Origin of the sequence: Streptococcus marmotae, assembly GCF_001623565.1 — a bacterium.
Lineage (GTDB): Bacteria > Bacillota > Bacilli > Lactobacillales > Streptococcaceae > Streptococcus > Streptococcus marmotae.
In genome coordinates, this window is sequence record NZ_CP015196.1 from 1,790,502 (window position 1) to 1,815,787 (window position 25,286).

Annotated in this window: 26 protein-coding genes and 1 pseudogene; 24 read left to right on the forward strand and 3 right to left on the reverse strand. The window is 41.2% G+C overall.

Annotated elements, in window-relative coordinates; translation table 11 throughout:
• The first annotated feature begins 1 nt into the window (after position 1).
• The 22 genes from dapB to trmD all read left to right on the forward strand — a co-directional run bounded on the left by dapB (position 2) and on the right by trmD (position 21,467).
• Positions 2-769, forward strand: a complete 768-nt coding sequence (dapB, locus tag A4H00_RS08855; protein ID WP_067089749.1) for a 4-hydroxy-tetrahydrodipicolinate reductase — start codon at positions 2-4, stop codon at positions 767-769.
• Complete coding sequence (locus A4H00_RS08860; RefSeq protein ID WP_067089752.1) at positions 766-1,977, forward strand: CCA tRNA nucleotidyltransferase; 1,212 nt, start codon at positions 766-768, stop codon at positions 1,975-1,977. The genes dapB and A4H00_RS08860 overlap by 4 nt, the downstream gene beginning before the upstream one ends.
• Positions 1,970-3,841: an ABC-F family ATP-binding cassette domain-containing protein gene (locus tag A4H00_RS08865; RefSeq protein WP_067089757.1), complete on the forward strand. Its 1,872-nt coding sequence runs from the start codon at positions 1,970-1,972 to the stop codon at positions 3,839-3,841. The genes A4H00_RS08860 and A4H00_RS08865 overlap by 8 nt, the downstream gene beginning before the upstream one ends.
• A 9-nt stretch (positions 3,842-3,850) precedes the next feature.
• A complete protein-coding gene (locus tag A4H00_RS08870; protein WP_067089762.1) occupies positions 3,851-4,186 on the forward strand; it encodes a hypothetical protein in 336 nt (111 codons plus the stop codon).
• A gap of 66 nt (positions 4,187-4,252) precedes the next feature.
• Positions 4,253-5,212 carry an ROK family glucokinase gene (locus A4H00_RS08875; protein WP_067089767.1) on the forward strand — a complete coding sequence of 320 codons (960 nt, stop codon included), beginning with the start codon at positions 4,253-4,255 and terminating at the stop codon, positions 5,210-5,212.
• 445 nt (positions 5,213-5,657) lie between these two features.
• Positions 5,658-6,563, forward strand: coding sequence for a LysR family transcriptional regulator (locus A4H00_RS08880; RefSeq protein WP_067089770.1), 906 nt, complete (start codon positions 5,658-5,660; stop codon positions 6,561-6,563).
• 1 nt (position 6,564) lies between these two features.
• Positions 6,565-7,029 (forward strand): signal peptidase II, encoded by a 465-nt coding sequence (gene lspA / locus A4H00_RS08885; RefSeq protein ID WP_067089773.1) that lies wholly within the window; start codon positions 6,565-6,567, stop codon positions 7,027-7,029.
• Positions 7,013-7,903 (forward strand): RluA family pseudouridine synthase, encoded by an 891-nt coding sequence (locus A4H00_RS08890; protein WP_067089777.1) that lies wholly within the window; start codon positions 7,013-7,015, stop codon positions 7,901-7,903. Before lspA ends, A4H00_RS08890 begins: the two co-directional genes overlap by 17 nt.
• Positions 7,904-7,963: 60 nt before the next feature.
• Positions 7,964-8,299, forward strand: coding sequence for a zinc ribbon domain-containing protein YjdM (locus A4H00_RS08895; protein WP_067089781.1), 336 nt, complete (start codon positions 7,964-7,966; stop codon positions 8,297-8,299).
• A gap of 82 nt (positions 8,300-8,381) precedes the next feature.
• Complete coding sequence (locus tag A4H00_RS08900; protein ID WP_067089784.1) at positions 8,382-9,026, forward strand: Pr6Pr family membrane protein; 645 nt, start codon at positions 8,382-8,384, stop codon at positions 9,024-9,026.
• A 226-nt stretch (positions 9,027-9,252) separates the two neighbouring features.
• Positions 9,253-11,049 (forward strand): oligopeptide ABC transporter substrate-binding protein, encoded by a 1,797-nt coding sequence (locus A4H00_RS08905; protein ID WP_067091601.1) that lies wholly within the window; start codon positions 9,253-9,255, stop codon positions 11,047-11,049.
• A gap of 413 nt (positions 11,050-11,462) precedes the next feature.
• Positions 11,463-11,993, forward strand: a complete 531-nt coding sequence (gene pyrR, locus A4H00_RS08910; protein ID WP_067089788.1) for a bifunctional pyr operon transcriptional regulator/uracil phosphoribosyltransferase PyrR — start codon at positions 11,463-11,465, stop codon at positions 11,991-11,993.
• Positions 11,994-12,005: 12 nt separating this feature from the next.
• Entirely contained in the window at positions 12,006-12,938 is a 933-nt protein-coding gene (locus tag A4H00_RS08915; RefSeq protein WP_067089792.1) for an aspartate carbamoyltransferase catalytic subunit, read from the forward strand.
• A 43-nt stretch (positions 12,939-12,981) separates the two neighbouring features.
• Complete coding sequence (locus A4H00_RS08920; RefSeq protein WP_067089797.1) at positions 12,982-14,070, forward strand: carbamoyl phosphate synthase small subunit; 1,089 nt, start codon at positions 12,982-12,984, stop codon at positions 14,068-14,070.
• Between the two features lie 180 nt (positions 14,071-14,250).
• Positions 14,251-17,430, forward strand: a complete 3,180-nt coding sequence (carB, locus tag A4H00_RS08925) for a carbamoyl-phosphate synthase large subunit (RefSeq protein ID WP_067089800.1) — start codon at positions 14,251-14,253, stop codon at positions 17,428-17,430.
• Positions 17,431-17,595: 165 nt separating this feature from the next.
• On the forward strand, positions 17,596-17,784 hold the full coding sequence (locus tag A4H00_RS12105; protein WP_067089805.1) for a hypothetical protein: 189 nt from the start codon (positions 17,596-17,598) through the stop codon (positions 17,782-17,784).
• 248 nt (positions 17,785-18,032) lie between these two features.
• Entirely contained in the window at positions 18,033-18,797 is a 765-nt protein-coding gene (locus tag A4H00_RS08935) for a class I SAM-dependent methyltransferase (protein ID WP_067089810.1), read from the forward strand.
• 16 nt (positions 18,798-18,813) lie between these two features.
• Entirely contained in the window at positions 18,814-19,461 is a 648-nt protein-coding gene (gene pcp / locus A4H00_RS08940) for a pyroglutamyl-peptidase I (protein ID WP_067089815.1), read from the forward strand.
• 145 nt (positions 19,462-19,606) lie between these two features.
• Positions 19,607-19,879 carry a 30S ribosomal protein S16 gene (gene rpsP, locus A4H00_RS08945; protein ID WP_067089819.1) on the forward strand — a complete coding sequence of 91 codons (273 nt, stop codon included), beginning with the start codon at positions 19,607-19,609 and terminating at the stop codon, positions 19,877-19,879.
• 22 nt (positions 19,880-19,901) lie between these two features.
• Complete coding sequence (locus A4H00_RS08950) at positions 19,902-20,141, forward strand: KH domain-containing protein (RefSeq protein WP_067089824.1); 240 nt, start codon at positions 19,902-19,904, stop codon at positions 20,139-20,141.
• 89 nt (positions 20,142-20,230) lie between these two features.
• A complete protein-coding gene (gene rimM / locus A4H00_RS08955; RefSeq protein ID WP_067089829.1) occupies positions 20,231-20,749 on the forward strand; it encodes a ribosome maturation factor RimM in 519 nt (172 codons plus the stop codon).
• Positions 20,739-21,467 (forward strand): tRNA (guanosine(37)-N1)-methyltransferase TrmD, encoded by a 729-nt coding sequence (gene trmD, locus A4H00_RS08960; RefSeq protein WP_067089834.1) that lies wholly within the window; start codon positions 20,739-20,741, stop codon positions 21,465-21,467. The genes rimM and trmD overlap by 11 nt, the downstream gene beginning before the upstream one ends.
• A 64-nt stretch (positions 21,468-21,531) precedes the next feature.
• On the opposite strand, the pseudogene A4H00_RS08965 reads toward trmD, so the two are convergent.
• The 3 genes and pseudogenes from A4H00_RS08965 to coaA all read right to left on the reverse strand — a co-directional run bounded on the left by A4H00_RS08965 (position 21,532) and on the right by coaA (position 23,322).
• Positions 21,532-22,042 (reverse strand): annotated as a pseudogene (locus A4H00_RS08965) (DNA topology modulation protein).
• A 53-nt stretch (positions 22,043-22,095) separates the two neighbouring features.
• Positions 22,096-22,344 carry a 30S ribosomal protein S20 gene (rpsT, locus tag A4H00_RS08970; protein ID WP_012027069.1) on the reverse strand — a complete coding sequence of 83 codons (249 nt, stop codon included), beginning with the start codon at positions 22,342-22,344 and terminating at the stop codon, positions 22,096-22,098.
• Between the two features lie 57 nt (positions 22,345-22,401).
• Positions 22,402-23,322 (reverse strand): type I pantothenate kinase, encoded by a 921-nt coding sequence (gene coaA / locus A4H00_RS08975; RefSeq protein ID WP_067089838.1) that lies wholly within the window; start codon positions 23,320-23,322, stop codon positions 22,402-22,404.
• 97 nt (positions 23,323-23,419) lie between these two features.
• Between coaA and A4H00_RS08980 the strand changes: the two genes are divergently transcribed.
• Together A4H00_RS08980 and A4H00_RS08985 are read left to right on the forward strand one after the other, a co-directional pair.
• A complete protein-coding gene (locus A4H00_RS08980) occupies positions 23,420-24,010 on the forward strand; it encodes a class I SAM-dependent methyltransferase (protein WP_067089843.1) in 591 nt (196 codons plus the stop codon).
• The gene (locus tag A4H00_RS08985) at positions 24,007-25,284 is read left to right on the forward strand and encodes a pyrimidine-nucleoside phosphorylase (RefSeq protein ID WP_067089847.1); all 1,278 of its coding nucleotides are present in this window, start codon (positions 24,007-24,009) and stop codon (positions 25,282-25,284) included. Before A4H00_RS08980 ends, A4H00_RS08985 begins: the two co-directional genes overlap by 4 nt.
• Positions 25,285-25,286: the final 2 nt, after the last annotated feature.

Here is a 25,286-nt window from a genome sequence, read left to right on the forward strand (position 1 = left end):
GATGACGATTCAGGTAATTATTGCAGGATTTAAAGGGAAAATGGGGTCTACAGCTCTTGATATGGTCAAAAAGGACAAGGACTTGGCTTTAGCAGCACTACTTGATCCCTTTGCGACAGAAAAAGAAGTGGATGGTGTACCCGTCTACACGTCAAAAGAGGAGTTAATTGGTTGTTCAGCAGATGTGTGGGTTGATTTTACGACCCCTGCCTTTGCCTATGAAAATACCAAATTTGCACTTGAAAATGGCTTTGCGCCAGTTGTTGGGACAACAGGCTTTACCTCAAAAGAAATTGACGAATTGACTGCCTTATCAGCTGAGAAAAAACTCGGTGGTTTAATTGCTCCAAACTTTGCAATCGGAGCGATTTTACTCATGCAATTTGCAACCCAGGCAGCCAAGTATTTCCCAAATTTGGAAATTATTGAACTACACCACGATAAGAAAAAAGACGCACCAAGCGGAACTGCTATTAAGACCGCAGAATTGATTTCACAGGTTCGCACAAGTCAGTCACAGGGCTTGGCAGATGAAGAAGAGTTGATTGCAGGAGCTCGTGGTGCAGATTTTGATGGGATGCGTATTCATTCTGTCCGCTTACCTGGCTTGGTCGCTCATCAAGAAGTCATTTTCGGAGCGCAGGGTGAAGGGTTAACCATTCGCCATGATTCGTATGACCGCAGTTCATTTATGAGTGGTGTCCGCTTAGGAATAAAAGAAGTAGTAAAACGAGAGCAACTCGTTTATGGTTTGGAACAGTTATTATGAGATTACATCAGTTGCCTTCTGAATTTCAGAAGGCTTTGCCGATTTTAGAGAAAATCAAACAAGCAGGCTTTGAGGCCTATTTTGTCGGTGGTTCAGTCCGAGATGCGATTCTAGGACGGCCGATTCATGATGTTGACATTGCTTCGTCCAGTTATCCAGAAGAGACAAAAGCGATTTTTTCACGTACCATTGATGTCGGGATTGAGCATGGGACAGTCCTTGTTTTAGAGGAGCATGGCGAATATGAAATTACCACCTTTCGGACAGAGGATGTCTATGTAGATTACCGCCGTCCGAGTCAGGTTTCCTTTGTTCGTTCCTTAGAAGAAGATTTAAAACGTCGTGATTTTACCGTCAATGCATTTGCCTTAAATGAAGAAGCACAAATCATTGATAAGTTTGACGGACTGCGTGATTTGGAAAACAAAACCTTGCGGGCGGTTGGAGTGGCTACGGAGCGGTTTACAGAAGATGCCCTTCGCATTATGCGTGGCTTTCGTTTTGCCGCTACGCTTGATTTTACAATTGAAGAAACAACGTTTGAAGCGATGAAAACAACTGCTCCTCTCTTGGAGAAGATTTCGATTGAGCGAATTTTTATTGAATGTGACAAGCTCTTGATGGCAACAAGTTGGCGTAAGGGAATCAGAGCCCTTATTGACTCTAAAGCCTACAATTATCTGCCTGATATGAAAGAGAAAAATAGAGAGTTGGAAGAACTGTTGGAGGTTATTTCAGAAGACTTTGCCTTTCGTACTTCAGAGCAGGCCTGGGCAATGCTGATGATTTGCCTAGAGCTTTCAGCGCCCAAAAGCTTTCTCAAACATTGGAAAACCAGTAATGATTTTCAAAAAACAGTGATGAAGCTGGTTGCAATCTATCAATTACGCCAGCAACAATCGGTGAATAAGCAGATGTGCTATCGCTACGGAAAGGAATTGCTGTACCTAGTTGAAGAACTCAGACAAGCTCAGGGACTTGAGGTTGATTATGACCGTATCGATCGAATTGACCATTCTTTGACGATTCATGATAAGCATGAGATTGTCGTAAAAGGTGGCGATGTGATGACAACCTTTCAGCTTAAACCGGGCCCGCTACTTGGACGGCTATTAAATGAGGTTGAAAACGCGATTGTAGCAGGAAATTTAGCCAATGACAGCACTGCTATCATGGCATTTGTAGGGGAGAAACTAGCCAATGAGTGATTTTATCGTTGAACAATTGAGTAAGTCAGTAGGAGATAAGACAGTTTTTGCAGGAATTTCTTTTATTATTCACCAGTATGATCGTATCGGTATTATTGGTGTCAATGGAACTGGGAAAACAACGCTTTTGGATGTGTTATCTGGCAAATTAGGTTTTGATGGCGATGTTTCTCCTTTTCGAACAAAAAATGCGTATAAGATTGCCTACCTCACTCAAGAGCCTGATTTTGAGGAAAGTCAGACGATTTTAGATACGGTTTTGTCCTCTGATTTACGAGAAATACAATTAATTCGAGAATATGAAGCGCTCGTTGCTTCCTATAGTGAGCAAACACAGAATCGCTTAGAGAAGGTGATGGCCGAAATGGATGCTCTACATGCTTGGGAAATTGAGCACCAGATTAAGACAGTCTTATCCAAACTCGGTTTGACTGATACAAACCAGCGTGTTGGCGATTTATCAGGTGGTCTTCGTCGTCGGGTTCAATTAGCGCAAGTACTACTAGGTGATGCAGACTTGCTACTCTTAGATGAGCCAACCAACCATTTGGATATTGAAACGATTGAATGGTTGACGACCTTTTTGAAGCAAGCCAAAAAGACAGTCCTTTTTATCACCCATGATCGCTATTTTTTGGATAATGTGGCAACTCGTATTTTCGAGTTGGACCGAGCTAGTCTAACCGAATACCTTGGAAATTACCAAGATTATGTGCGACTAAAAGCTGAGCAGGACGAACGCGATGCAGCTTTACGCCACAAAAAAGAACAATTATATAAGCAGGAGTTGGAGTGGATGCGTAGACAACCGCAAGCCCGTGCGACCAAGCAACAGGCGCGGATCAATCGTTTTCACGATTTAAAATCAGATGTAGGCCATACAGTAGATGATAGTCAGCTCGAAATCAATTTTGAGACTAGTCGTATTGGAAAAAAAGTCATCGAATTTCAACAGGTGGATTTTGCCTATCCAAACAAGGATATTTTAAAGGGCTTTGATTTACTGGTACAAAACAAGGACCGTATTGGAATTGTGGGAGATAATGGAAAAGGAAAATCAACCCTGCTCAATCTAATTGCAGGGGAATTACAGCCTACATCTGGTCAACTCATAGTGGGTGAAACCATTCGTGTCGGTCATTTTTCACAGCAAATTCAAGGCTTGGATGAAAATAAGCGGGTCATCAATTTTTTACAGGAAGTAGCAGAAGAAGCCGAAACAACATCAGGAATGGTTTCGATTGCGGAACTCTTGGAGCAATTTCTGTTCCCGCGCAATACCCATGGAACCTTGATTCAAAAGTTATCAGGTGGTGAGAAAAAACGCCTTTATTTACTGAAAATTTTGTTAGAGCGTCCGAATGTCTTACTGCTTGATGAGCCAACCAATGACTTAGATATTGCAACATTAACCGTATTAGAACAGTTTCTCCAAGGCTTTTCAGGACCAGTGATTACAGTGAGTCACGACCGCTATTTCCTCGATAAAGTAGCGACCAAGATTCTCGCCTTTGAAGACGAGGGGATTCGCACCTTCTTCGGCAATTATACAGATTATCTGGATGAGAAAGCTTTTCTTGCTTCTGCAGAAGCCAATCGAGTTGTAGCTCCTAAAGAAAAGCAGGAAAAAGCTCGTGAGAAACAAAAACGGATGTCCTACTTTGAAAAACAGGAATGGGCAACAATTGAAGATGATATTGCGAGTGTCGAAGAGAAAATCGTCGAAATTGAAGCAGATATGCAGATTTGTGGCAGTGACTTTACACGTTTGTCTGATTTACAAAAAGAATTAGAGTTGCAAAACGAGATTTTGTTGGCTAAATACGAGCGCTACGAATATCTGAGTGAGTTAAGCGAAGGATAGGTGTAGAATATGAAAAACATTATGATTGTCTATATGGGCATCTATTTGCTTGTGACGGTAATCGCTGCTGCATATAGTTATGTCAAGACCAAACGGATGAATCAGCTGTGTTTAGGTCTAACCCTGCTGACTTGCCTCCTCTTACTTGTAACGTTGTGGTTCTATGCCCAAGGCTATCAGCCTATTCAAATGGTGGGATTTGCAGTCGGTTTTACCTTAATTTCGAGTCTCTTTCTCTATAATGGTACGAGAGAGGGAACACAGTTTATCTATACTTTCTTGTTTAGCGCAGGACGCTTCCTGTTGCATTTACAGTTTTTACTTTTGCTCTATCTTTTTCGATAAAAAGTAGTGCAAACCTTTGCAATGTGGTATAATAAGGCGAAGTAAAAATTTTATGAGGAGTATCTTATGGCAAAGAAGATTATTGGTATTGACCTTGGTGGAACTTCTGTTAAATTTGCGATTCTAACAGAACAAGGTGAGATTCAAGAAAAATGGTCCATTAAGACCAATATATTAGATGAAGGTAGTCACATTGTGCCAGATATCATTGAGAGTATCAAGCATCATTTTGACACACACCAGTTGACGAAAGATGATTTTCTAGGCATCGGAATGGGGTCGCCAGGTGTGGTAGACAGTAAGGCAGGGACTGTTATCGGTGCTTACAATCTCAACTGGAAGACGCTTCAACAGATTAAAGAACAAGTTGAATCTGCTATTGGTTTGCCATTTTTCATTGACAATGATGCAAATGTCGCTGCCTTAGGTGAACAATGGGTTGGTGCTGGAGGTAACAATCCAGATGTCGTCTTTATGACCCTAGGAACTGGCGTCGGCGGTGGTGTCATCGCTAGCGGTAACTTGATTCGTGGATTTGGCGGTGCTGGAGGCGAATTAGGACATATTACAGTTGACTTTGAAGAGCCAATTGCTTGTACCTGTGGTAAAAAAGGTTGCTTAGAGACGGTGGCTTCAGCAACTGGTATTGTGAACTTGACTCGTCGCTATGCGGATAGCTACGCTGGTGATGCCGAATTGAAAAAACGCATTGACGATGGTCAGGATGTAACGGCAAAAGATGTCTTTGACCTTGCAAAAGCAGGAGATGACCTCGCTCTTATTGTTTACCGTCATTTCTGTCGCTATTTAGGAACAGCTTGTGCCAATATTGCCGCTGTCTTAAACCCTGCTTATATCGTCATCGGCGGCGGTGTGTCAGCAGCTGGAGATTTCTTACTAGAAGGGGTTAATGAAGTCTATTTGAAAAATTCCTTCCCACAGATTGCTCAAACGACAAAATTAACCCTAGCCAATCTCGGAAATGATGCCGGTGTTCTCGGTGCTGCATCGCTCGTTTTAAAATAATCATTTTGATAAAGAAAATGGAGAAGATTCCATGACAAATATGCAGTAGTTGTTAAAAGAAAGCTATTATAAGTTCATTTTTGTCAGTAGATAGTGAAATAATAAATGGATCTTTTCTATCATTTGTCAAGAATAATAAGGTTTCCTAACTGTAATAATTATCTGAATGCGCATCAAGGGATTATTAAGAAGATGAGATCGAGCTTTTTTTGAATTTTAGTACACAAAAGGATACCTTATCTAGCATTTTTTTAATAAGGTATTGTAATGATTGTGCATAGGCGACTTTAATAAAGCGGAGTCTTAAAGTTTAGGGGTTCTATAATTTCTGTAGTGCTAAATTCACTATGGAGATTATAGGACTTTTTGTGTGAAATTGTATTTCGTGTATGAAAGAGGCTAGAATATGGTATAATAAAGAGTATTTTACAAAGGAAGTGACAACATGAATATTCAACAATTGCGCTATGTTGTGGCGATTGCAAATAGCGGGACTTTTCGAGAAGCAGCAGAGAAAATGTTTGTCTCACAGCCGAGCTTATCCATTTCTGTACGTGATCTAGAAAAAGAATTGGGCTTTAAAATTTTTAGTCGGACTAGCTCAGGAACCTTTTTGACACGTCGGGGAATGGAATTTTATGAAAAAGCCCAAAGCTTAGTAAAGGGGTTTGATCAATTCGAACACTTGTATTTACAGTCAGATGATGGTGAAGTAGAGTTTTCCATTTCCAGTCAGCACTATGATTTTTTACCACCTTTGATAACGGAATTTTCGCAACGATTTCCTGAGTATCCAAAATTTCGTCTGTTTGAGTCAACAACGGTACAGATTTTAGATGAGGTTGCACAAGGACACAGCGAGTTGGGGATTATTTATCTCAATCACCGCAATACCAAGGGAATTATGCAAAAGTTGGATAAACTCCGCTTGGAAGTAGTTGATTTGATTGATTTTCAAACCCATATCTATATCCGCAAGGGACATCCTCTGGCTGAAAAGAAAGAGATTGAGCTGGCTGATTTAGCAGGACTTCCAACCGTTCGTTTTACCCAAGAAAAGGATGAATATCTCTATTATTCGGAAAATTTCTTTGATACCTCGGATTCGTCTGTGACCTTTGATGTGACAGACCGTGCGACCCTAAATGGTATTTTAGAGCGAACAGATGCCTATGCGACCGGTTCAGGATTTTTAGACAGCGAGAGTGTGCATGGGATTACGGTGATTCCTTTTAAGGAAGAAAAAGGGAATCGGATGGTCTATGTCAAAAGAGAAGATGGCGAATTAAGTCCTTGTGCGCAAGATTTTATCAGCGTCATGGAAGACTATTTTGCCAAAAAGAAAGGATAATATGAGAAAAATTGGATTTCCATTAGGCATTGTGAGCTTGATTGCACTTGATCAGTGGGTAAAGGCTTGGACTGTGGCTACTATTGCCTTAAATGAACAACGCGCTTTTATTCCCAAAATTGTCAATTTTTATTACCTGCGTAACTACGGAGCTGCATTTTCCATTCTCCAGCATCAGCAATGGTTCTTTACTCTTGTGACTCTCATCGTGATAACAGTAGCTATTTGGTATTTCATCAAGCATATAGAGGGTAGTCTCTGGACTTTGTGGAGCCTATCTCTTGTGATTGCAGGGGGAATCGGAAATTTTATTGATCGCCTTCGTCTAGGATACGTTGTGGATATGTTTCATCTTGATTTTATTGATTTTCCTGTCTTTAATGTCGCAGATATGTGTTTGACAGTTGGTGTAGCGGTCTTGTTTATCAGTATTATGAAAGAAGAGAATAATGGAAATAAAAGTTGAAACAGGTGGTATGCGTCTTGATAAAGCCTTGGCGGATTTGACCCCTCTATCGCGTTCGGTAGCCAATGAGCAAATTAGGGCTGGCCTAGTCCTCGTCAATGGTCAGGCAAAAAAAGCTAAATATACGGTTCAGCCAGGAGACTGTATCCAATACGAGATTCCTGAAGTGGAAGAAGTAGACTATGTCGCAGAAGAGATTCCACTTGAGATTGTGTATGAAGATGCAGATGTAGCTGTTGTCAATAAGCCGCAAGGCATGGTGGTACATCCCTCAGCTGGTCATACTTCAGGTACTCTGGTCAATGCACTTCTGTATCATATCAAGGATTTATCTGGTATCAATGGAGTCATGCGACCAGGGATTGTTCATCGTATTGACAAGGATACATCTGGTCTTTTGATGATTGCTAAGAATGATGAATCCCATCAGAAATTGGCAGAAGAATTAAAGGCGAAGAAATCCTTACGAAAATATGTGGCGATTGTCCATGGCAATTTGCCAAATGATCGAGGTGTAATTGAAGCGCCGATTGGTCGTTCGGATAAGGATCGTAAAAAACAAGCAGTAACAGCTAAGGGAAAAGAAGCCCTCACCCGCTTTCAGGTCTTGGAGCGCTTTGGAGACTATACCTTAGTCGAGTTAACTCTTGAAACAGGTCGGACACATCAGATTCGTGTTCATATGGCCTATATTGGTCATCCAGTTGCTGGAGATGAGGTGTATGGACCACGTAAGACCCTAAAAGGTCACGGTCAGTTCCTACATGCTAAGACCCTTGGTTTCACCCATCCTAAGACAGGTGAGCTTGTGACCTTTACGGCAGAAGAGCCAACTATTTTCCGTGAAACCTTAGAAAAACTCAGAAAAGCCTAACTTGCTCAATTAAACCGAGCATGGTATACTAGAACAGTTACAAAAAAATGAGGAGTGAATATGGAAACTTTACCAAATTGTCCAAAATGCCAATCTGAATATGTCTATGAAGACGGTGTATTGCTTATCTGTCCAGAGTGTGCTTATGAGTGGAACCCTGCAGAGGTTGCTGAAGAAGAAGGTCTTGTAGCGATTGACGCCAACGGAAATCGTTTGGCAGATGGTGACACGGTAACCCTGATTAAGGACTTGAAAGTCAAAGGAGCACCGAAGGATTTAAAACAAGGTACACGTGTGAAAAATATTCGCATTGTGGAAGGTGACCACAATATCGATTGTAAGATTGATGGTTTTGGTGCCATGAAATTAAAATCAGAATTTGTGAAAAAAATCTAATCAAATGAAACAGATTTTTATAAGAATTGGGAGTCGAACACGTTATTGTTTTGCTCCCTCTTATTCTTTTAGGAGGAATACATTGAATTATCAAAGTAAGTATTTTTATTCGCGTTGTTTGCTAGCTATTCTTGCCATTGTTGGCACGACTCTTGAGATTGTCAAATATGGTATCGGGATGTTGCTGTATTATACCGTGCAGTCCAATTTGCTGGTAGCCCTATTTTCAACTTACATGGTCTATGCCCTGTACCGTAAAAAAGACTTGCAAAGTCGGACATTCTTACGGATAAAGGCAGCAGTCACCATGTCGATTATGATTACCTGTGTCATTTATCATTTGCTGCTAGCCCCTTTAGCGACAGATTTTTGGCGTGTGGAAAACCTTCTCTGCCACTATATTGTCCCGCTTTACTTTCTACTAGATACCTTGTTTTTGGACAAGCAAAGACAATACAAGTGGTTTGACCCAATCTGGTGGACAGCTCTGCCGATTACTTACTTAGGCTTTGCCCTTATCAATGGTCTCTTTATCAAATGGCCAATTCCTGAGGCGAAAGATAGTCCCTTTGCCTATTTCTTCTTAAATGTTCCTAAATACGGTTGGAATTTTGTCTTGAGTTATTCAGGCACTATTTTTATTGCCTATTTACTGGCTGGTTTTGGTTTACTATTGTTGAAGTCCACTTCCTTACCAAGTCAGTCACAAAAGCCACGGACTGTTTAATTTTTCTCTTTCCTTTTGGTAGATATACAAAAAAATATGGAATTCTCTCTATTTCTAACATAAAAGGGAGGATTTTCTTACATGTACATGTCACAATATACAAAAAATATGAATATTTTTTCATAAAAAATGCAGACAAATGAACTATTTTGTGTTAAAATACAACAACAGACATGGAAAGCATCGTCTGGTGACCAATCAAAAAGAAAGTTTTGAGGTTTTATTTATGAAAAAATCAACAAAATTCTATTCTCTAGCAGCCGTGACTCTTTTGTCAGCATCTGTACTAGCAGCTTGTGGATCAACTGGGAATAAAAACGCATCATCTGCAAATGAAGCAAGTCTTTCATTTCCAGGAGAAGTGACTCATGATGGAAGTGCAATTAAGGGTGGCCAGCTCAACTATGCAATCGTCGCAGCATCAGCGTCAACTGGCTTGTTGATTGATGAGTTAACTGAAAATAATGTTGACTCAACTTTTGGGACTATGGTTGATGAGTCCATGTTTGGATATGACGGTGACCGTAAATTAGATGATTCAGGACTTGCCAAAGTTGATTTTGACGTAAAAGAAAAAACAGTAACCGTTACCTTGAATGGTAAAGACTACAAGTGGTCTGATGGGCAGCCGTTTACGATTGATGATTACATCTTTACGATTGAAAAAATGGCAGATAAAGGCTATACAGGAGTGCGTTTCGGAGATGGATTTAAAAACATCGTTGGAATGGATGAGTTTGTCGACGGAAAAGCAGATAGTGTTTCAGGGATTGAAAAAGTGGATGATTACTCTGTCGTATTGCACATGAAGGAAATGACTCCTTCTATGATGTATGCAGGTGGAGACGTTCCAGCCTATGTCATGCCAAAACACATCTTTAAAGATATTCCAGTTGCTGAATGGGAAAAGAGTGACTATGCGCGTGCGACAACTAAGTTCGTCGGTATGGGACCATTCAAAATTAAAGAAGTGGTGAGTGGAGAATCTGTTACCTTTGTAGCAAACGAAAATTACTATGCTGGCAAACCAACCATTGATACCTTGAAGATGGATATCGTGTCTCCTGACACAATTGTGTCAGAGATGAAAGCGGGTCACTATGACTATGCAGAAATGCCAACGGATCAATTGGACAGCTTTAAGGATGCGTCTAACTTTACAGTTCTTGGAACCTTGGCTTCAAGTTATGAGTACCTATCCTTCAACCTTGGAAAATACGACAAGGACGCAAAGAAAAATGTCATGAATCCTGATGCTAAGATGAATGATGTGAAGTTGCGTCAGGCGATGGGCTACGCTCTTGATACGAAGACTGCTGGCGAAAAACTCTACAGTGGTTTGTACCATCCAGCAACGTCATTGATTATTTCATTCTTCGGAGACTTACATGACTCAGAATTAGAAGGTTACACTTACAACCCAGAAAAAGCGAAGAAATTGCTTGATGAAGCAGGTTACAAAGATGTAGATGGAGACGGTATCCGTGAAGATAAGAACGGAAAACCATTTAAAATCAGCCTTGCAGCTCGTAAACGGACAGAAGCTAATGAAGCTCTTATCCAACAATATCAAAACTGGTGGAAAGAAGTCGGTCTGAACGTTGAACTTTATACTGGTCGTACAATGGAGTTGAATTCATTCTATGATACAATCGAAGCTAACGATGAAAATATTGACGCTTATCTAGCAGGTTGGTCAACAGGATATGATCCAAATCCAACAGGTTTATGGGGAGCAGAAGCACCGTTTAACTACTCACGTTATGTATCAGATGAAAATACGAAGCTATTGAAAGCAATCAGTTCAGAAGAATCATTTGACGAGAAGAAAAATCTTGACAACTACAAGAAATGGCAAGAAAATGCTGAAAAAGAAGCCTTTGCGATTCCATTGTTTGAATCTGAAAAGCTCATCGCAGTTAATAAACGTGTCAAATACTTTGATACCAAATACGGTTCAGCTTCTAAAGCACAATTTAATAAACTTGAATTAACAGCTGACCAAGGTGTAGCTGAGAAATAAGCTAGACGAAAAATAAAATATAAGGATTGGCAGAACGACCAGTCCTTATTTGTCTACAACAGTGGTATTTTAGACAGTTCCTTACGGTTTCGCTACTAGGTTTTAGGGAGTGCTGTTCATTTTCGACCTACGATTTGTTTTTTGAGAAAAATTCTGTTATACTAATAGAAATAAATCCTTTAAGGACTGTTCCGTGAAACAGGCAAGGAGTATCAGCTAAAACAGGTTTCTGGATAGCTTAGTAAGACGAAGTAGACAGTCAGATGTTGGATCGCAGGTTGAACTGCCATTAGGCAAGGTACACATTTCACTTGTTCTACCCGTTTTAAGAAGCGATACAAGACCTTATTTTCTGGAATCTCCTTGTGGTCAAGGAGATTTTTTTGTGCCATTGGGCGAGAAGGGAGTTTGTCATGAAAACCAAGGAAATAGTAGATGAGATGACCATGAAACGGGCTATTACCCGGATTACCTATGAAATCATCGAACGCAATAAAGAGCTAGATAATATTGTCTTAGCTGGGATTAAAACACGTGGAGTCTATATTGCAAAACGTATCCAAGAGCGCTTGAAACAGTTGGAAGGAATTGATGTTCCACTTGGAGAACTGGATACCAAGCCGTTTCGGGATGACATGAAGGTCGAAGAAGATACAACTGTGATGACTGCAGATGTGAATGATCGTGATGTGATTTTGGTTGACGATGTCCTCTATACAGGGCGGACCATTCGAGCTGCAATTGATAATATTGTATCACTTGGTCGCCCTGCACGAGTGAGCCTAGCGGTCTTAGTGGACAGAGGCCACCGTGAATTACCAATTCGAGCAGATTATGTCGGAAAAAACATTCCAACCAGCCGCACAGAAGAAATCATTGTGCAGATGGTGGAGTCAGATGGGAATGATTCGGTTTTGTTGGTTGATAGTAACGAGGCGAAATAAGAGGTAGAAAAAATGGCAATCATCGACGGAAAGGTGTCACTCCAGCATGTGGTGACCATGGAGAGCCTAACAAATGAAGAAGTATTGGGATTGATTCAGCGTGGATTGGCTTTTAAATGGGGAGAAGCGACCGCTGCGATTGACCAGCCTGTTTATGTTTCTAATCTCTTCTTTGAAGATTCCACTCGTACCCACAAGTCTTTTGAAATGGCAGAGCTACGTTTGGGGCTAAATATGATTGACTTTGATGCAAAGACTAGCTCAGTCAATAAGGGAGAGACTTTATATGATACCATTTTGACCATGAGTGCCTTAGGGGTAGACATCTGTGTTATCCGCCATTCAGAAGTAGATTACTATCGGGAGCTTATTGAGAGCCCAACCATTACGGCTTCGATTGTGAATGGGGGAGATGGATCTGGACAACATCCTAGCCAGTCTCTGCTTGATTTAATGACCATTTATGAGGAATTTGGGCGCTTTGAGGGCTTAAAGATTATGATTGCAGGGGATTTGACACATTCACGTGTTGCCAAGTCCAATATGCAGATTTTAAAACGCTTGGGTGCAGAATTGTTTTTTGCAGGACCAAGTGAATGGTATACAGCAGAATTTGATGCCTACGGTCAGCATGTAGCCTTGGATGATATTGTCGAGCAAGCAGATGTCTTGATGTTCTTGCGTGTGCAGCATGAACGCCATGACGGAAATGGCCATTTTTCCAAGGAAGTTTATCACCAATTGCACGGCTTAACACAGGAGCGGTATCATCGCATGAAGGAATCTGCTATTATCATGCACCCAGCTCCGGTCAATCGTGATGTCGAAATTGCTGATGCCTTAGTTGAAGCACCGAAGTCACGCATTGTTCGACAGATGCAAAATGGTGTTTTTGTGAGGATGGCTATTTTAGAAGCTGTTTTACAGGCAAGAGCCACTAAATAGAAACGTTAACAGGCTCCAGAGAGAGCAGACGAGGAGGGAAATAATGGCAAAACGATTGCTAATTTTAGAAGATGGAACGATTTTCGAAGGTGAAGCCTTCGGAGCAGATATTGATGTGACAGGTGAGATTGTCTTTAACACAGGGATGACAGGTTATCAAGAGTCGATTACAGACCAGTCCTACAATGGTCAAATTTTGACCTTTACCTACCCGTTGGTTGGAAATTATGGGGTCAATCGTGATGACTACGAATCAATCACTCCTACTTGTAAGGGTGTTGTAGTTCGTGAATGGGCTCGTCGAGCGAGCAACTGGCGCAATCAATTAACCTTGGATGAATTTTTAAAGGCCAAGAAAATTCCGGGTATTTCAGGAATTGACACGCGCGCTCTCACCAAAATTATCCGTCAACATGGGACTATGCGGGCAACGCTTGCAGATGTAGGAGATTCGGTCGAGCATTTATCAGATCAGCTACGTGCGACAGTATTGCCAACCAATAATATCGAACAGGTTTCAACTAAGACTGCCTACCCTGCACCGGGAATTGGTCGCAATATTGTTCTAGTAGACTTTGGTCTCAAACATTCCATTTTACGTGAGCTTTCAAAACGTGATTGTAACATCACGGTAGTATCATTTGATACGACTGCTGAAGAAATTTTAAACTTAGCGCCAGATGGTGTCATGCTCTCAAATGGGCCTGGGGATCCAGATGATGTGCCAGAAGCCTTGGAGATGATTCGTGGTATTCAAGGAAAAATTCCGATTTTTGGAATCTGTATGGGGCATCAATTATTGGCAAAAGCAAATGGGGCTAGCACCTATAAGATGAAATTTGGGCACCGTGGTTTTAACCATGCCGTTCGTGAAATTGCAACTGGCCGTGTCGATTTTACCTCTCAAAACCATGGGTTTGCGGTGTCGCGTGAAGACTTACCAGACTGCTTGATGATTACCCATGAGGAAATCAATGACAAATCAGTCGAGGGCGTTCGCCACCGTTATCAACCAGCCTTCTCTGTTCAGTTCCACCCAGATGCAGCACCTGGTCCACATGATGCCAGCTATTTGTTTGACGATTTTATGGAATTGATTGATGCCTTTCAAGCTGAGGCAGGTAAAAAATAACATATTTAATGGCAGCCAGAGAGCTGACGAATAGAAAGGAGAAACAAAGGGAGCCGTATTTGCAAAATTGAATACGGGCTACGAACTTTGTCAAAAAGATAGTTTGTCCTAGAACTCATTGTTCTGCGGAACAAACTCCTATTTTGACTGTGTTCGTTTGACGCCCTTTATATCTTAATTATGCCAAAACGTAGTGATATTAAGAAAATTATGGTGATTGGGTCTGGGCCGATTATTATTGGTCAGGCGGCTGAGTTTGATTATGCGGGGACACAGGCTTGTCTTGCCTTGAAGGAAGAGGGCTATAGTGTGGTCTTGGTCAATTCAAATCCGGCAACGATTATGACGGATAAGGAGATTGCAGATCGGGTTTATATTGAGCCGATTACGCTGGAGTTTGTGACGAGGATTTTACGGAAGGAGCGACCAGATGCGCTTTTACCAACCTTGGGTGGTCAGACGGGCCTCAACATGGCCATGGAATTGTCTAAGGCTGGGATCTTGGATGAGCTTGGGGTTGAACTCTTAGGGACGAAATTATCTGCCATTGACCAGGCTGAAGACCGTGATTTGTTTAAGCAGTTAATGGAAGATTTGGGGCAACCCATTCCAGAATCTGAAATTGTCAATACCGTGGAAGAAGCAGTAGCTTTTGCAGCGACCATTGGGTACCCAGTCATTGTTCGTCCTGCCTTTACCCTTGGGGGAACGGGTGGTGGTATGTGTGCCAATGAAGAAGAACTCCGTGAGATTGCAGAAAATGGTTTGAAACTCTCTCCAGTGACCCAATGTTTGATTGAGCGTTCGATTGCTGGCTTTAAGGAAATCGAGTACGAAGTCATGCGTGATAGTGCCGACAACGCCTTAGTCGTGTGTAACATGGAAAACTTTGACCCTGTCGGCATCCATACAGGAGATTCGATTGTTTTTGCCCCAACTCAGACCTTATCAGATATTGAAAATCAACTGCTGCGTGATGCAAGTTTGAGCATTATCCGTGCCCTCAAGATTGAAGGAGGCTGTAATGTGCAGCTGGCCCTTGACCCGCATAGCTTTAAATACTATGTCATTGAGGTGAATCCGCGCGTGTCTCGCTCGTCAGCTCTTGCCTCAAAAGCAACTGGTTATCCAATTGCCAAACTCGCAGCTAAGATTGCTGTAGGCTTGACCTTGGATGAGATGGTGAATCCTGTGACAGGTTCGACCTATGCCATGTTTGAGCCAGCCCTTGATTACGTCGTTGCCAAAATTCCTCGCTTCCCATTTGATAAATTTGAAAAAGGTGAGCGCCGTTTGGGAACACAGATGAAGGCAACCGGTGAGGTTATGGCAATTGGTCGGACCATTGAAGAAAGTCTTTTGAAGGCTTGTCGTTCGCTTGAAATTGGTGTCTATCATACAGAAATGAAAGACTTGGCAACCGTGACAGATGATGTCTTAGTGGAAAAAATTGTCAAGGCGCAAGATGATCGTCTCTTCTATGTATCTGAGGCTCTTCGCCGTGGGTTTACGGTGGAAGAAATTGCTCATCTAACGAAAATCGATATCTTTTTCTTGGATAAACTGGTCCATATCATTGAATTAGAAGCAGAGCTAGCTAGCAATATTGGCAATGTTGATGTCTTGAAATGTGCGAAACAAAATGGTTTTGCAGACCGCAAGATTGCAGAATTATGGCAGCAGACTACTGAGGAAGTTCGTCAGTTCCGCTTGGAAAATGGGATTGTTCCTGTCTATAAAATGGTGGATACTTGTGCGGCTGAGTTTGAAAGTGCCACTCCGTACTTCTATTCGACCTATGAATGGGAAAATGAATCGATTCGCTCTGAGCGAGAATCTGTCCTTGTTTTAGGATCAGGACCAATTCGGATTGGACAAGGGGTCGAGTTTGACTATGCCACTGTTCACTCTGTTAAGGCCATTCAGGCAGCAGGTTATGAAGCGATTATCATGAATTCAAATCCAGAGACGGTATCGACAGACTTCTCTGTTTCAGATAAGCTCTATTTTGAACCCTTGACCCTCGAAGATGTCTTGAATGTGATTGAGCTTGAGCAGCCAATCGGTGTCATTGTTCAATTTGGTGGACAGACTGCGATTAACTTGGCAGAACCATTGTCTAAGGCAGGTGTGCGGATTATCGGTACCCAAGTTGCAGACTTGGACCGTGCGGAAGACCGTGATTTGTTTGAAAAAGCCTTGAAAGACTTAGGTATTCCACAACCGCCAGGGCAAACTGCAACGAATGAAGAAGAAGCTGTTGAAGCTGCTCGCAAGATTGGCTTTCCTGTCCTTGTTCGTCCGTCCTATGTTCTTGGTGGTCGAGCTATGGAAATCGTTGAAAATGAGATTGACTTAAGGAGCTATATGCGGACAGCTGTTAAAGCCAGCCCTGAGCATCCAGTCCTTGTCGATTCTTACATTGTTGGTCGTGAGTGCGAAGTTGATGCTATTTCAGACGGAAAAGATGTCCTTATTCCAGGAATTATGGAGCATATCGAACGTGCAGGGGTCCACTCAGGTGACTCGATGGCCGTCTATCCTCCGCAGACCTTGTCAAAAGAAATTCAAGCAACGATTGCAGATTATACCAAGCGGTTAGCGATTGGACTGAACTGTATTGGCATGATGAATATTCAATTCGTTATCAAGGATGAAACAGTCTATGTGATTGAAGTGAATCCACGTGCCAGCCGTACCGTTCCATTCTTATCGAAAGTGACAGATGTTCCAATGGCGCAGGTAGCAACGAAGCTCATCCTGGGGCAAACCCTAGCGGAATTAGGCTATGCAGACGGCTTATATCCTGAATCGGACAATGTCCATGTAAAAGCTCCTGTCTTCTCCTTTACCAAACTAGCTAAAGTAGACAGCCTCTTAGGGCCTGAAATGAAATCAACTGGTGAGGTCATGGGGACAGATACGACCCTTGAAAAAGCATTGTATAAAGCCTTTGAAGCCAGTCATTTCCACTTGGAAGAATTTGGCAATGTTGTCTTTACAATTGCAGATGAAACTAAGGAAGAAGCTCTTGCCTTGGCTAAACGATTTGAAGCAATTGGCTATGGTATTTTTGCGACTGAAGGCACGAGTGAATTCTTCAAGGAAAATGGAGTAGACTCTATCGCAGTAAACAAACTGGGCGAGGACAAGGAAAATGACATTCCAGCTCTTGTTCGTAAGGGGCAAGTACAGGCTATTATCAATACAGTTGGAACAAAACGTGTGGCAGAAGGAGATGGACAAATCATCCGCAGCTCTGCTATCGAAACAGGCACACCGCTCTTTACCGCCCTTGATACGGCAGACGCCATGTTAAAAGTGTTAGAGAGCCGTAGCTTTACGACCAATGCCATTTAGAGTATAATAGAAAGTAAAAGGAATAGAGGAGTAAGTGTAGTGAAGGTAAATCTAGTCAGCTCGGTTGGATAATTCAAACAAGCGCCAGTAGGCTTTTCTTGGACAACCTTTTTCTTAAATTTCTGGGTCCCGTTAGTCCGTGGGGACTGGAAGTGGGCAGCCATTATGTTTTTGGTTAACATGGTAATTGGAGGAGTTTTCTTTAATTCAGATGTCTCTGCCCTCGTCTTTTTAGTATGGGCTACTTGGGGCTTCTTCTACAATAAACTCTATATCAAAGAACTCTTTGCCAAGGGCTACAAGCCAGCAACAGACTTTGATGCAGAAGTCATTCGCACAAAGGTCAATTTATAATAGAAATAAAAGAAAGTGAGGATAGTTATAAACTATTTTCACTTTTTCTTTGAGGTAAAATGCAGTAGTCATCAAATTTCTCACTGAAAAACTCATACTCTATTTAGCATTTTTCGATACGTTATTAGATAGTGCGGACGTAAGAAAGTATTAAAAAGGTGAATTAATTTTAATGGAGTATCAATAGCAATTAGATGATATCAGAAGATGATTTCGACAGAAGTCATCTTTTTTGTTATACTGGCAGTATGAAATGGATTATTACAACAAGTCTCGGTATGGATGAACAGTTGGTTGCAAGGGCAAAGGTCATTGCAGCTTCTTTTGGTGTGCCCTATATTGAGCGGAAAAAACAGGCTGTTAAACGACTACAAGAGCAGTATGGGACAGTCTTAGTGGTCTATCAGGATAGACTTTTACTGGAGCAGGTTGGAGGAAAGCGATTATTTTTCCACCCAGATACGGCACTGTTGCGTATCAAATCGCAGCATGATCCCTTACTAGAGCTGATTGGCTCAACTCCTAAAAGGATTTGTGATGCTACTATGGGCTTGGCTTCTGATAGTATCGTGATGGCAAGTGCTGGTCATCAAGTAGTAGCAATTGAGTCTACGAGCCTGATTGCTTTTATTGTGAGTCAAGGATTGCAAAATTGGGATACTGGTATGGAGCAGGTCAATACAGCCATGCGGTCGATTCAAGTGGTCGAAATGGATAACCTTACTTTCTTACGACAGCAGGCAAGTCATTCCTTTGATATTGTCTATTTTGACCCCATGTTTTCCGAGGATATTGTCGAATCACAGAATTTAGCAGGCATAGAGAATCTGGCTAATCCTGCAAGGTTAACGAAAGATTTGTTAGCAGAAGCGAAGCGAGTAGCAAAAGAAAAAATTATTTTAAAAGCTCATTTTAGAGACCCTATTTTTGAAGAATTTGGTTTTACTCGCCTAGTTCGTCCTAATCAGAAATTTCATTATGGAATTCTGGAAATTACAGGCAGTATAAAGTAGAGAAAAGGAGTAACTCATGAAAATTCTCGTAACAGGTTTTGATCCTTTTGGTGGGGAAGCCGTCAATCCAGCCTTAGAAGCTGTTAAACAATTGCCAGCTAACATTGCTGGTGCAGAAGTCCAATGGCTGGAAGTCCCAACTGTTTTTTACAAATCAGCACAGGTATTGGAAGAAAAAATCGCTGCCTACCAACCAGATGTGGTGCTGTGTATCGGTCAAGCAGGTGGTCGATTTGGTCTGACACCAGAGCGTGTTGCCATTAACCAAGATGATGCACGGATTCCAGACAATGATGGCAACCAACCAATTGATACGGTTATCCGTGCAGATGGCGCACCAGCTTACTTTGCCACTCTTCCGATTAAGGCCATGGTAGAGGCAATCAAAGCAGCAGGTCTACCAGCTTCTGTCTCAAATACAGCAGGTACCTTTGTCTGCAACCACTTGATGTACCAAGCCTTGTACTTGGCGGATAAGAAATTCCCAGGTTTGAAAGCTGGCTTCATGCACATACCATTTATGACCGAGCAAGTCGTAGATAAGCCTAATACGGCTTCAATGGCTCTAGCAGATATTGTCAAAGGAATCGAATCGGCAATTGCAGCCATTGTCTCTTATCGAGATAAGGAAGACCTCAAAACCATAGGTGGAGAAACGCACTGAGTGACGGATAGAGATTGTCTATAAAAACAGTTAGGTGTCAAGTTTTTTTCTTGACACCTTTTGAAATTCTGATATAATAGAATATGTGATAAATAGTTTTTGCTATTTCACCGATAAATTATAAAAGAAAAGAGATTCATAGAAAATGGCAGTAAAAATCCGTTTAACTCGTATGGGTTCTAAGAAAAAACCTTTCTACCGTATTAACGTAGCAGATTCACGTGCTCCACGTGACGGACGTTTCATTGAAACAGTTGGAACTTACAACCCGCTTGTTACTGAAAACCAAGTAACATTGAAAGAAGACCGTGTTCTTGAGTGGTTGGCAAATGGTGCACAACCTTCTGATACAGTTCGCAATATCCTTTCAAAAGCTGGAGTATTGAAGAAATTCCACGATTTAAAATTCTCAAAATAAAACGAATTAAGAGAGTACACTTATGGACATGATTGAAAATCTGATTATTGCAATTGTGAAACCCTTGATTTCACAGCCAGATAGCTTGACGATAAAAATCGTTGATACACCTGAATTTTTAGAATATCACTTAGACTTAGAGCAGTCTGATATTGGTCGCGTTATCGGCAGAAAAGGACGCACAATTTCTGCGATTCGGACGATTGTTTATTCTGTTCCAACAAGTGACAAAAAAGTTCGTCTTGTGATTGATGAAAAGTAAAAGGAGCGGCTAGTCCGCTCTTTTTCTTGTCTTGAGAAAATGTCTAAAAAATGGTACAATAAGGCATATTATAGAGTTTTGGAGAGCATATGAATTATTTTAAAGTTGGAAAAATCGTCAATACCCAAGGACTTCAAGGCGAAATGAGGGTCTTGTCTGTGACAGATTTCGCAGAAGAGCGATTTAAAAAAGGCAACCAGTTAGCCTTATTTGATCCCAAAGACCAATTTGTCATGAATGTAGAAATCGCTAGCCATCGGAAGGCAAAAAACTTTGACATTATCAAGTTTAAAGGGATGTACCATATCAATGATATTGAAAAATACCGTGATTTTACCCTCAAAGTAGCAGAAGAGGACTTGACGGATTTGGAGGACGGTGAATTTTACTACCATGAAATCATTGGTTTAGAAGTCTATGAAGGTGAACAGTTACTTGGGACGATTAAGGAAATTTTACAGCCAGGGGCAAATGATGTGTGGGTAGTCAAGCGGAAAGGCAAGCGCGATCTTCTTCTTCCCTATATTCCGCCTGTGGTCCTTGACGTAGATGTGGCAAATGGTCGTGTCCAAGTAGAGATTCCAGAAGGATTAGACGATGAAGATTGATATTTTGACCCTCTTTCCAGAGATGTTTGCACCCTTGGAGCATTCGATTGTTGGTAAAGCTCGGGAAAAAGGCTTGCTTGAGATTACTTATCATAATTTTAGAGAAAATGCTGAAAAGTCTCGCCATGTAGACGATGAACCTTACGGAGGCGGTCAGGGGATGTTGCTACGGGCTCAGCCGATTTTTGATGCTTATGATCAGATTGAAAAGACCTCTCCTCGTGTTATCTTGCTAGATCCTGCTGGTAAGCGGTTTGATCAATCCTATGCGGAAGAGTTAGCCCAAGAAGACCATTTGATTTTCATCTGCGGTCATTATGAGGGGTATGACGAGCGCATTAAGACCTTGGTGACAGATGAGATTTCACTAGGGGATTATGTCCTTACAGGAGGGGAACTTGCTGCGATGACTATGGTCGATGCGACTGTTCGCTTAATTCCAGAAGTGATTGGTAAGGAAGCCAGCCATGCGGATGATAGTTTTTCGTCTGGTTTGTTGGAATACCCTCAATATACGCGTCCCTATGATTTTAGGGGGATGCTGGTACCGGATGTGCTCATGAGCGGCCATCATGAAAAGATCCGCAAGTGGCGTCTGTATGAGAGTTTGAAAAAAACCTATGAACGGAGACCCGATTTATTAGAGCAGTATGAGTTGTCTGATGAAGAAGGTAAAATGTTGGAAGAAATTAAAAACTTGTCTAAGGATGAGCAATAGGCTAGGCCATGAACATCAGGTTTTCGCTCTGAAAAATAGTAATGGGCTGGGAGTTTGTTTACTCTCAGCCCATTACTGTTTTCATAAATTGGTCTAATTCCTTCTGATTGCGGAGAATTTTTAGTTTGCTGTGATATTTTTGATAGATTTCTTGGTAACGCATTTGGACTTTTTTAGAACGACCATCTTTTAGAATCCAACGGATAAATTTCCAGTCCAGTTTTTCGATGCAGCCTTCCGCGCTACTTTCACGGACTCGTCCAGCATAGGTGATATAGCGTTTTACAGCACGGTATAAACAATTCCAGCGTGAAAATGCCATCAGGATAATCTGGTCTGCTTCTTCCGTGCGTTCTTGGTAGTAGAAGGCGCTGTAATTTCCTTCAATGACCCAAGAATCATTCTCTAAAAAAGTCTGGAGCTGGTTGCGCATGTCTTCATCTGGTCGTTCCTGCCAGTTAGGAAGAAATCGTAACTTATCCAAATGTAGACAGGGAATCCCATAATGTTTACTGAGATAGCTAGCTAAACGTTGATTTTCCTGAAGCGCTATAGCCGATGATTGCAATTTTCATGTTAGAACCTTTCTAGAAATTTGGATAAAAAAAGAAGCCAAAGGCTCTTTTTATTAAGCAAGTTTTGATGCAAGACGTGCTTTGTCGCGGCTTGCTTTGTTTTTGTGAATCAAACCTTTTGTTTCTGCTTTATCGATAGCTGAGCTAGCAGCGCGGAAAAGCTCCTCAGAAGGATTTGCTTCAAATGCTTTAATTGCAGTACGCATAGCTGATTTTTGAGCTGAGTTTTTTTCGTTTTGTTTTACGTTCAATTCAGCACGTTTGATAGCTGACTTAATGTTTGCCAATGGTTTCACCTCCACCTTTTCTGTACTAACTATACCATTATATCCGAAAAAATAAATTTTGGCAAGTGGAAATTATTTTTTCAAGTAAATTTCATCAATTTCATGATTTTTGGCTTTATGAAGAATAATATCTGCCCGATGTCTGGTTGGCTCAATATAGTCTTTGAGATTGACCAGATTGATGGTCTCCCAGATATTATGCGCCAAATTTGAAATTTCCTTTTCTGAGAGCTCTAGGAAGCGATGGTAGTAGTTATTGGGATTACTTTGAGCTAATTTCAGTAATTTTCTGAAGCGCTCCAAGTACCATGTTTCAATATCGTCAACTGCTGCATCGACATAAATGGCTAGATCAAAATAATCGCTGACATACAAGTGCTGATTTTGAGGATTTTGAAAAACATTGATTCCCTCAACAATGAGAAAGTCTGGTGCTGAAATAGTTTGTCGTTGATCTGGTACAATATCATACACTTCATGTGAATAAACAGGAATCTGGTAATCATGTCCATTTTCAATATGATTTAAAAAGTCCAGCAACAATTCCATATTATAGGATTCAGGGAAACCTTTTCGGTCAAGGATATTTTTCTCTTTTAAAATAGCATTGGGATAGAGAAATCCATCTGTGGTGACCATTTCTACTTTGGCATGCTTAAAGGTTCGGGTTAATAAAATTTGTAAGAGACGACTGGTGGTCGATTTTCCGACAGCTACACTACCTGAGATGCCAATGATAAACGGCTGGGTCTTTATTTTCTTCTGTAAAAAGAGACTCTTGGAAAAAGAAAGATCCTCACTTGCCTTTTTATAAATCCGAATCAAATTGATAAGGGGTAAGTAGACATCTAGGACATCTTGGAGGCTAATCTTATCATTGAAACTTTTAATCGAATTCAACTCTTCTTGTGTGAGCGGAACAGTGGTATTTCGGTGTAATTGTTGCCAGGTTTGGCGGCTGATTTTTTCAAAATTAATCAATTCGTTCTTCATAGCACCATTGTAGCATGATTTTTTACAGGTGTAAAATGATAGGAGGGGGATAAAGCAATCACTTGTAAACGTTTTTATTAAATGGTATAATAAGGGTATGGCAAATATGTATTACGAGAAAAATCCTAGTGTGGCTCATGATCTTCATGAGCTTCGTGTCACTCTACTTGGTGAAGAAATGGTCTTCTTAACAGATGCAGGAGTGTTCAGCAAGAAAATGGTGGACTACGGTAGCCAAGTGCTTTTAAATACAGTAGAGTTGGAAAAAGAAAAAAGATTACTAGATGTGGGCTGTGGATATGGTCCACTTGGTTTGACTTTGGGGAAGGTTTTTAGTGTACGGCCAACTATGGTCGATATTAACAGTCGAGCAGTTGATTTAGCCATAAAAAATGCCGAGAGAAATAAGGTCAAAGCCACTATTTTCCAGTCCAATATCTATGAAGAAGTATCAGGAATGTTTGATTATGTAATTTCAAATCCACCAATTCGAGCTGGGAAGGCAGTCGTCCATGAAATCATTACAGGAGCGTATGACTATTTAGTTGATTCTGGACGATTGACAATCGTGATTCAGAAAAAGCAAGGTGCTCCGAGTGCCAAAGCTAAAATGGAGGAGGTTTTTGGAAACTGTACTATCTTGAAGAAAGATAAGGGATATTATATTTTAGAAAGCGTGAAAGAATGAGAACAGTCGACTTAATTCAGAAAAAACGAGACGGCCATGAACTCACCACAGATGAAATTAACTGGCTGATTAGTGGCTATGCAAATGGTACTGTCCCTGATTATCAGATGGCTGCCTTTGCAATGGCGATTTATTTTAGAGGAATGTCTACCCGTGAAATTTCTGATTTAACCATGGCGATGGTGGCAAGTGGTGAAGAAATCGACCTATCGGCCATTTCAGGTATTAAGGTAGATAAACACTCAACTGGTGGTGTCGGAGATAAGGTAACCTTAATTTTAGCACCATTAGTAGCTAGTTTTGGCATTCCTGTTGCTAAAATGAGTGGGCGTGGCCTAGGTCATACGGGTGGAACCTTGGACAAATTAGAGTCAATCAAGGGATACCAGATTGAAGTGACTCAGGACCAGTTTATCAAACAGGTGCAGGAGATTGGCGTATCTGTTATTGGCCAATCAGATAATATGGTAAAAGCCGATAAGTTGCTTTATGCTCTTCGTGATGTGACTGCTACGGTTGATATTATCCCTTTGATTGCAAGTTCTGTTATGTCTAAAAAAATTGCAGCTGGTGCAGATGCGATTTTACTAGATGTAACGGTTGGTGAGGGTGCCTTTATGAAGAACATTGAAGATGCTCGTCAATTGGCTCAAACCATGGTCGAACTAGGAAAAGCAGTTGGACGAAAGACTGTTGCAGTAATTACGGATATGTCACAGCCTGTCGGTACCAGTATCGGAAATCGTCTGGAAATTCTCGAAGCCTTGGACATTTTACAAGGTAAAGGACGAAAAGATGTAACAGAGTTTATCTGTGAATTGGCACAGATTATGCTGGGCCTTGCTAATGTTGAAAAGACTATCGAGGAAGTTCATGCTCATTTAGTAGATGGATCGGCTCTGCGCAAGTTTGAAGAAATGGTTCTGGCGCAAGGGGGCGATTTGGACGATTTGTATCGGCCAGTCCAAGTGACACATCAAGTGCCGGTATTTGCTCAGGAAAGTGGCTACATTACCGCCTTGCCCGCCTTAGAATTTGGCTTGTTTGCCATGAAGTTAGGTGCAGGACGAGCTGTGAAAACAGACAGCTTAGATTATGAGACAGGAATTGTCTTCCATAAAAAGGTCGGTGAACCTGTTGAAGCAGGTCAAGAAATTGCCACTATTTTTACAAATGAAAATATTTCGGAAAATATGCTTACAAATTTCCAAAAAAATGTTAAAATAGGAAATGTGAGTGTAAAAACGAAAGAAATTATAGAAATTGTTTCATAATG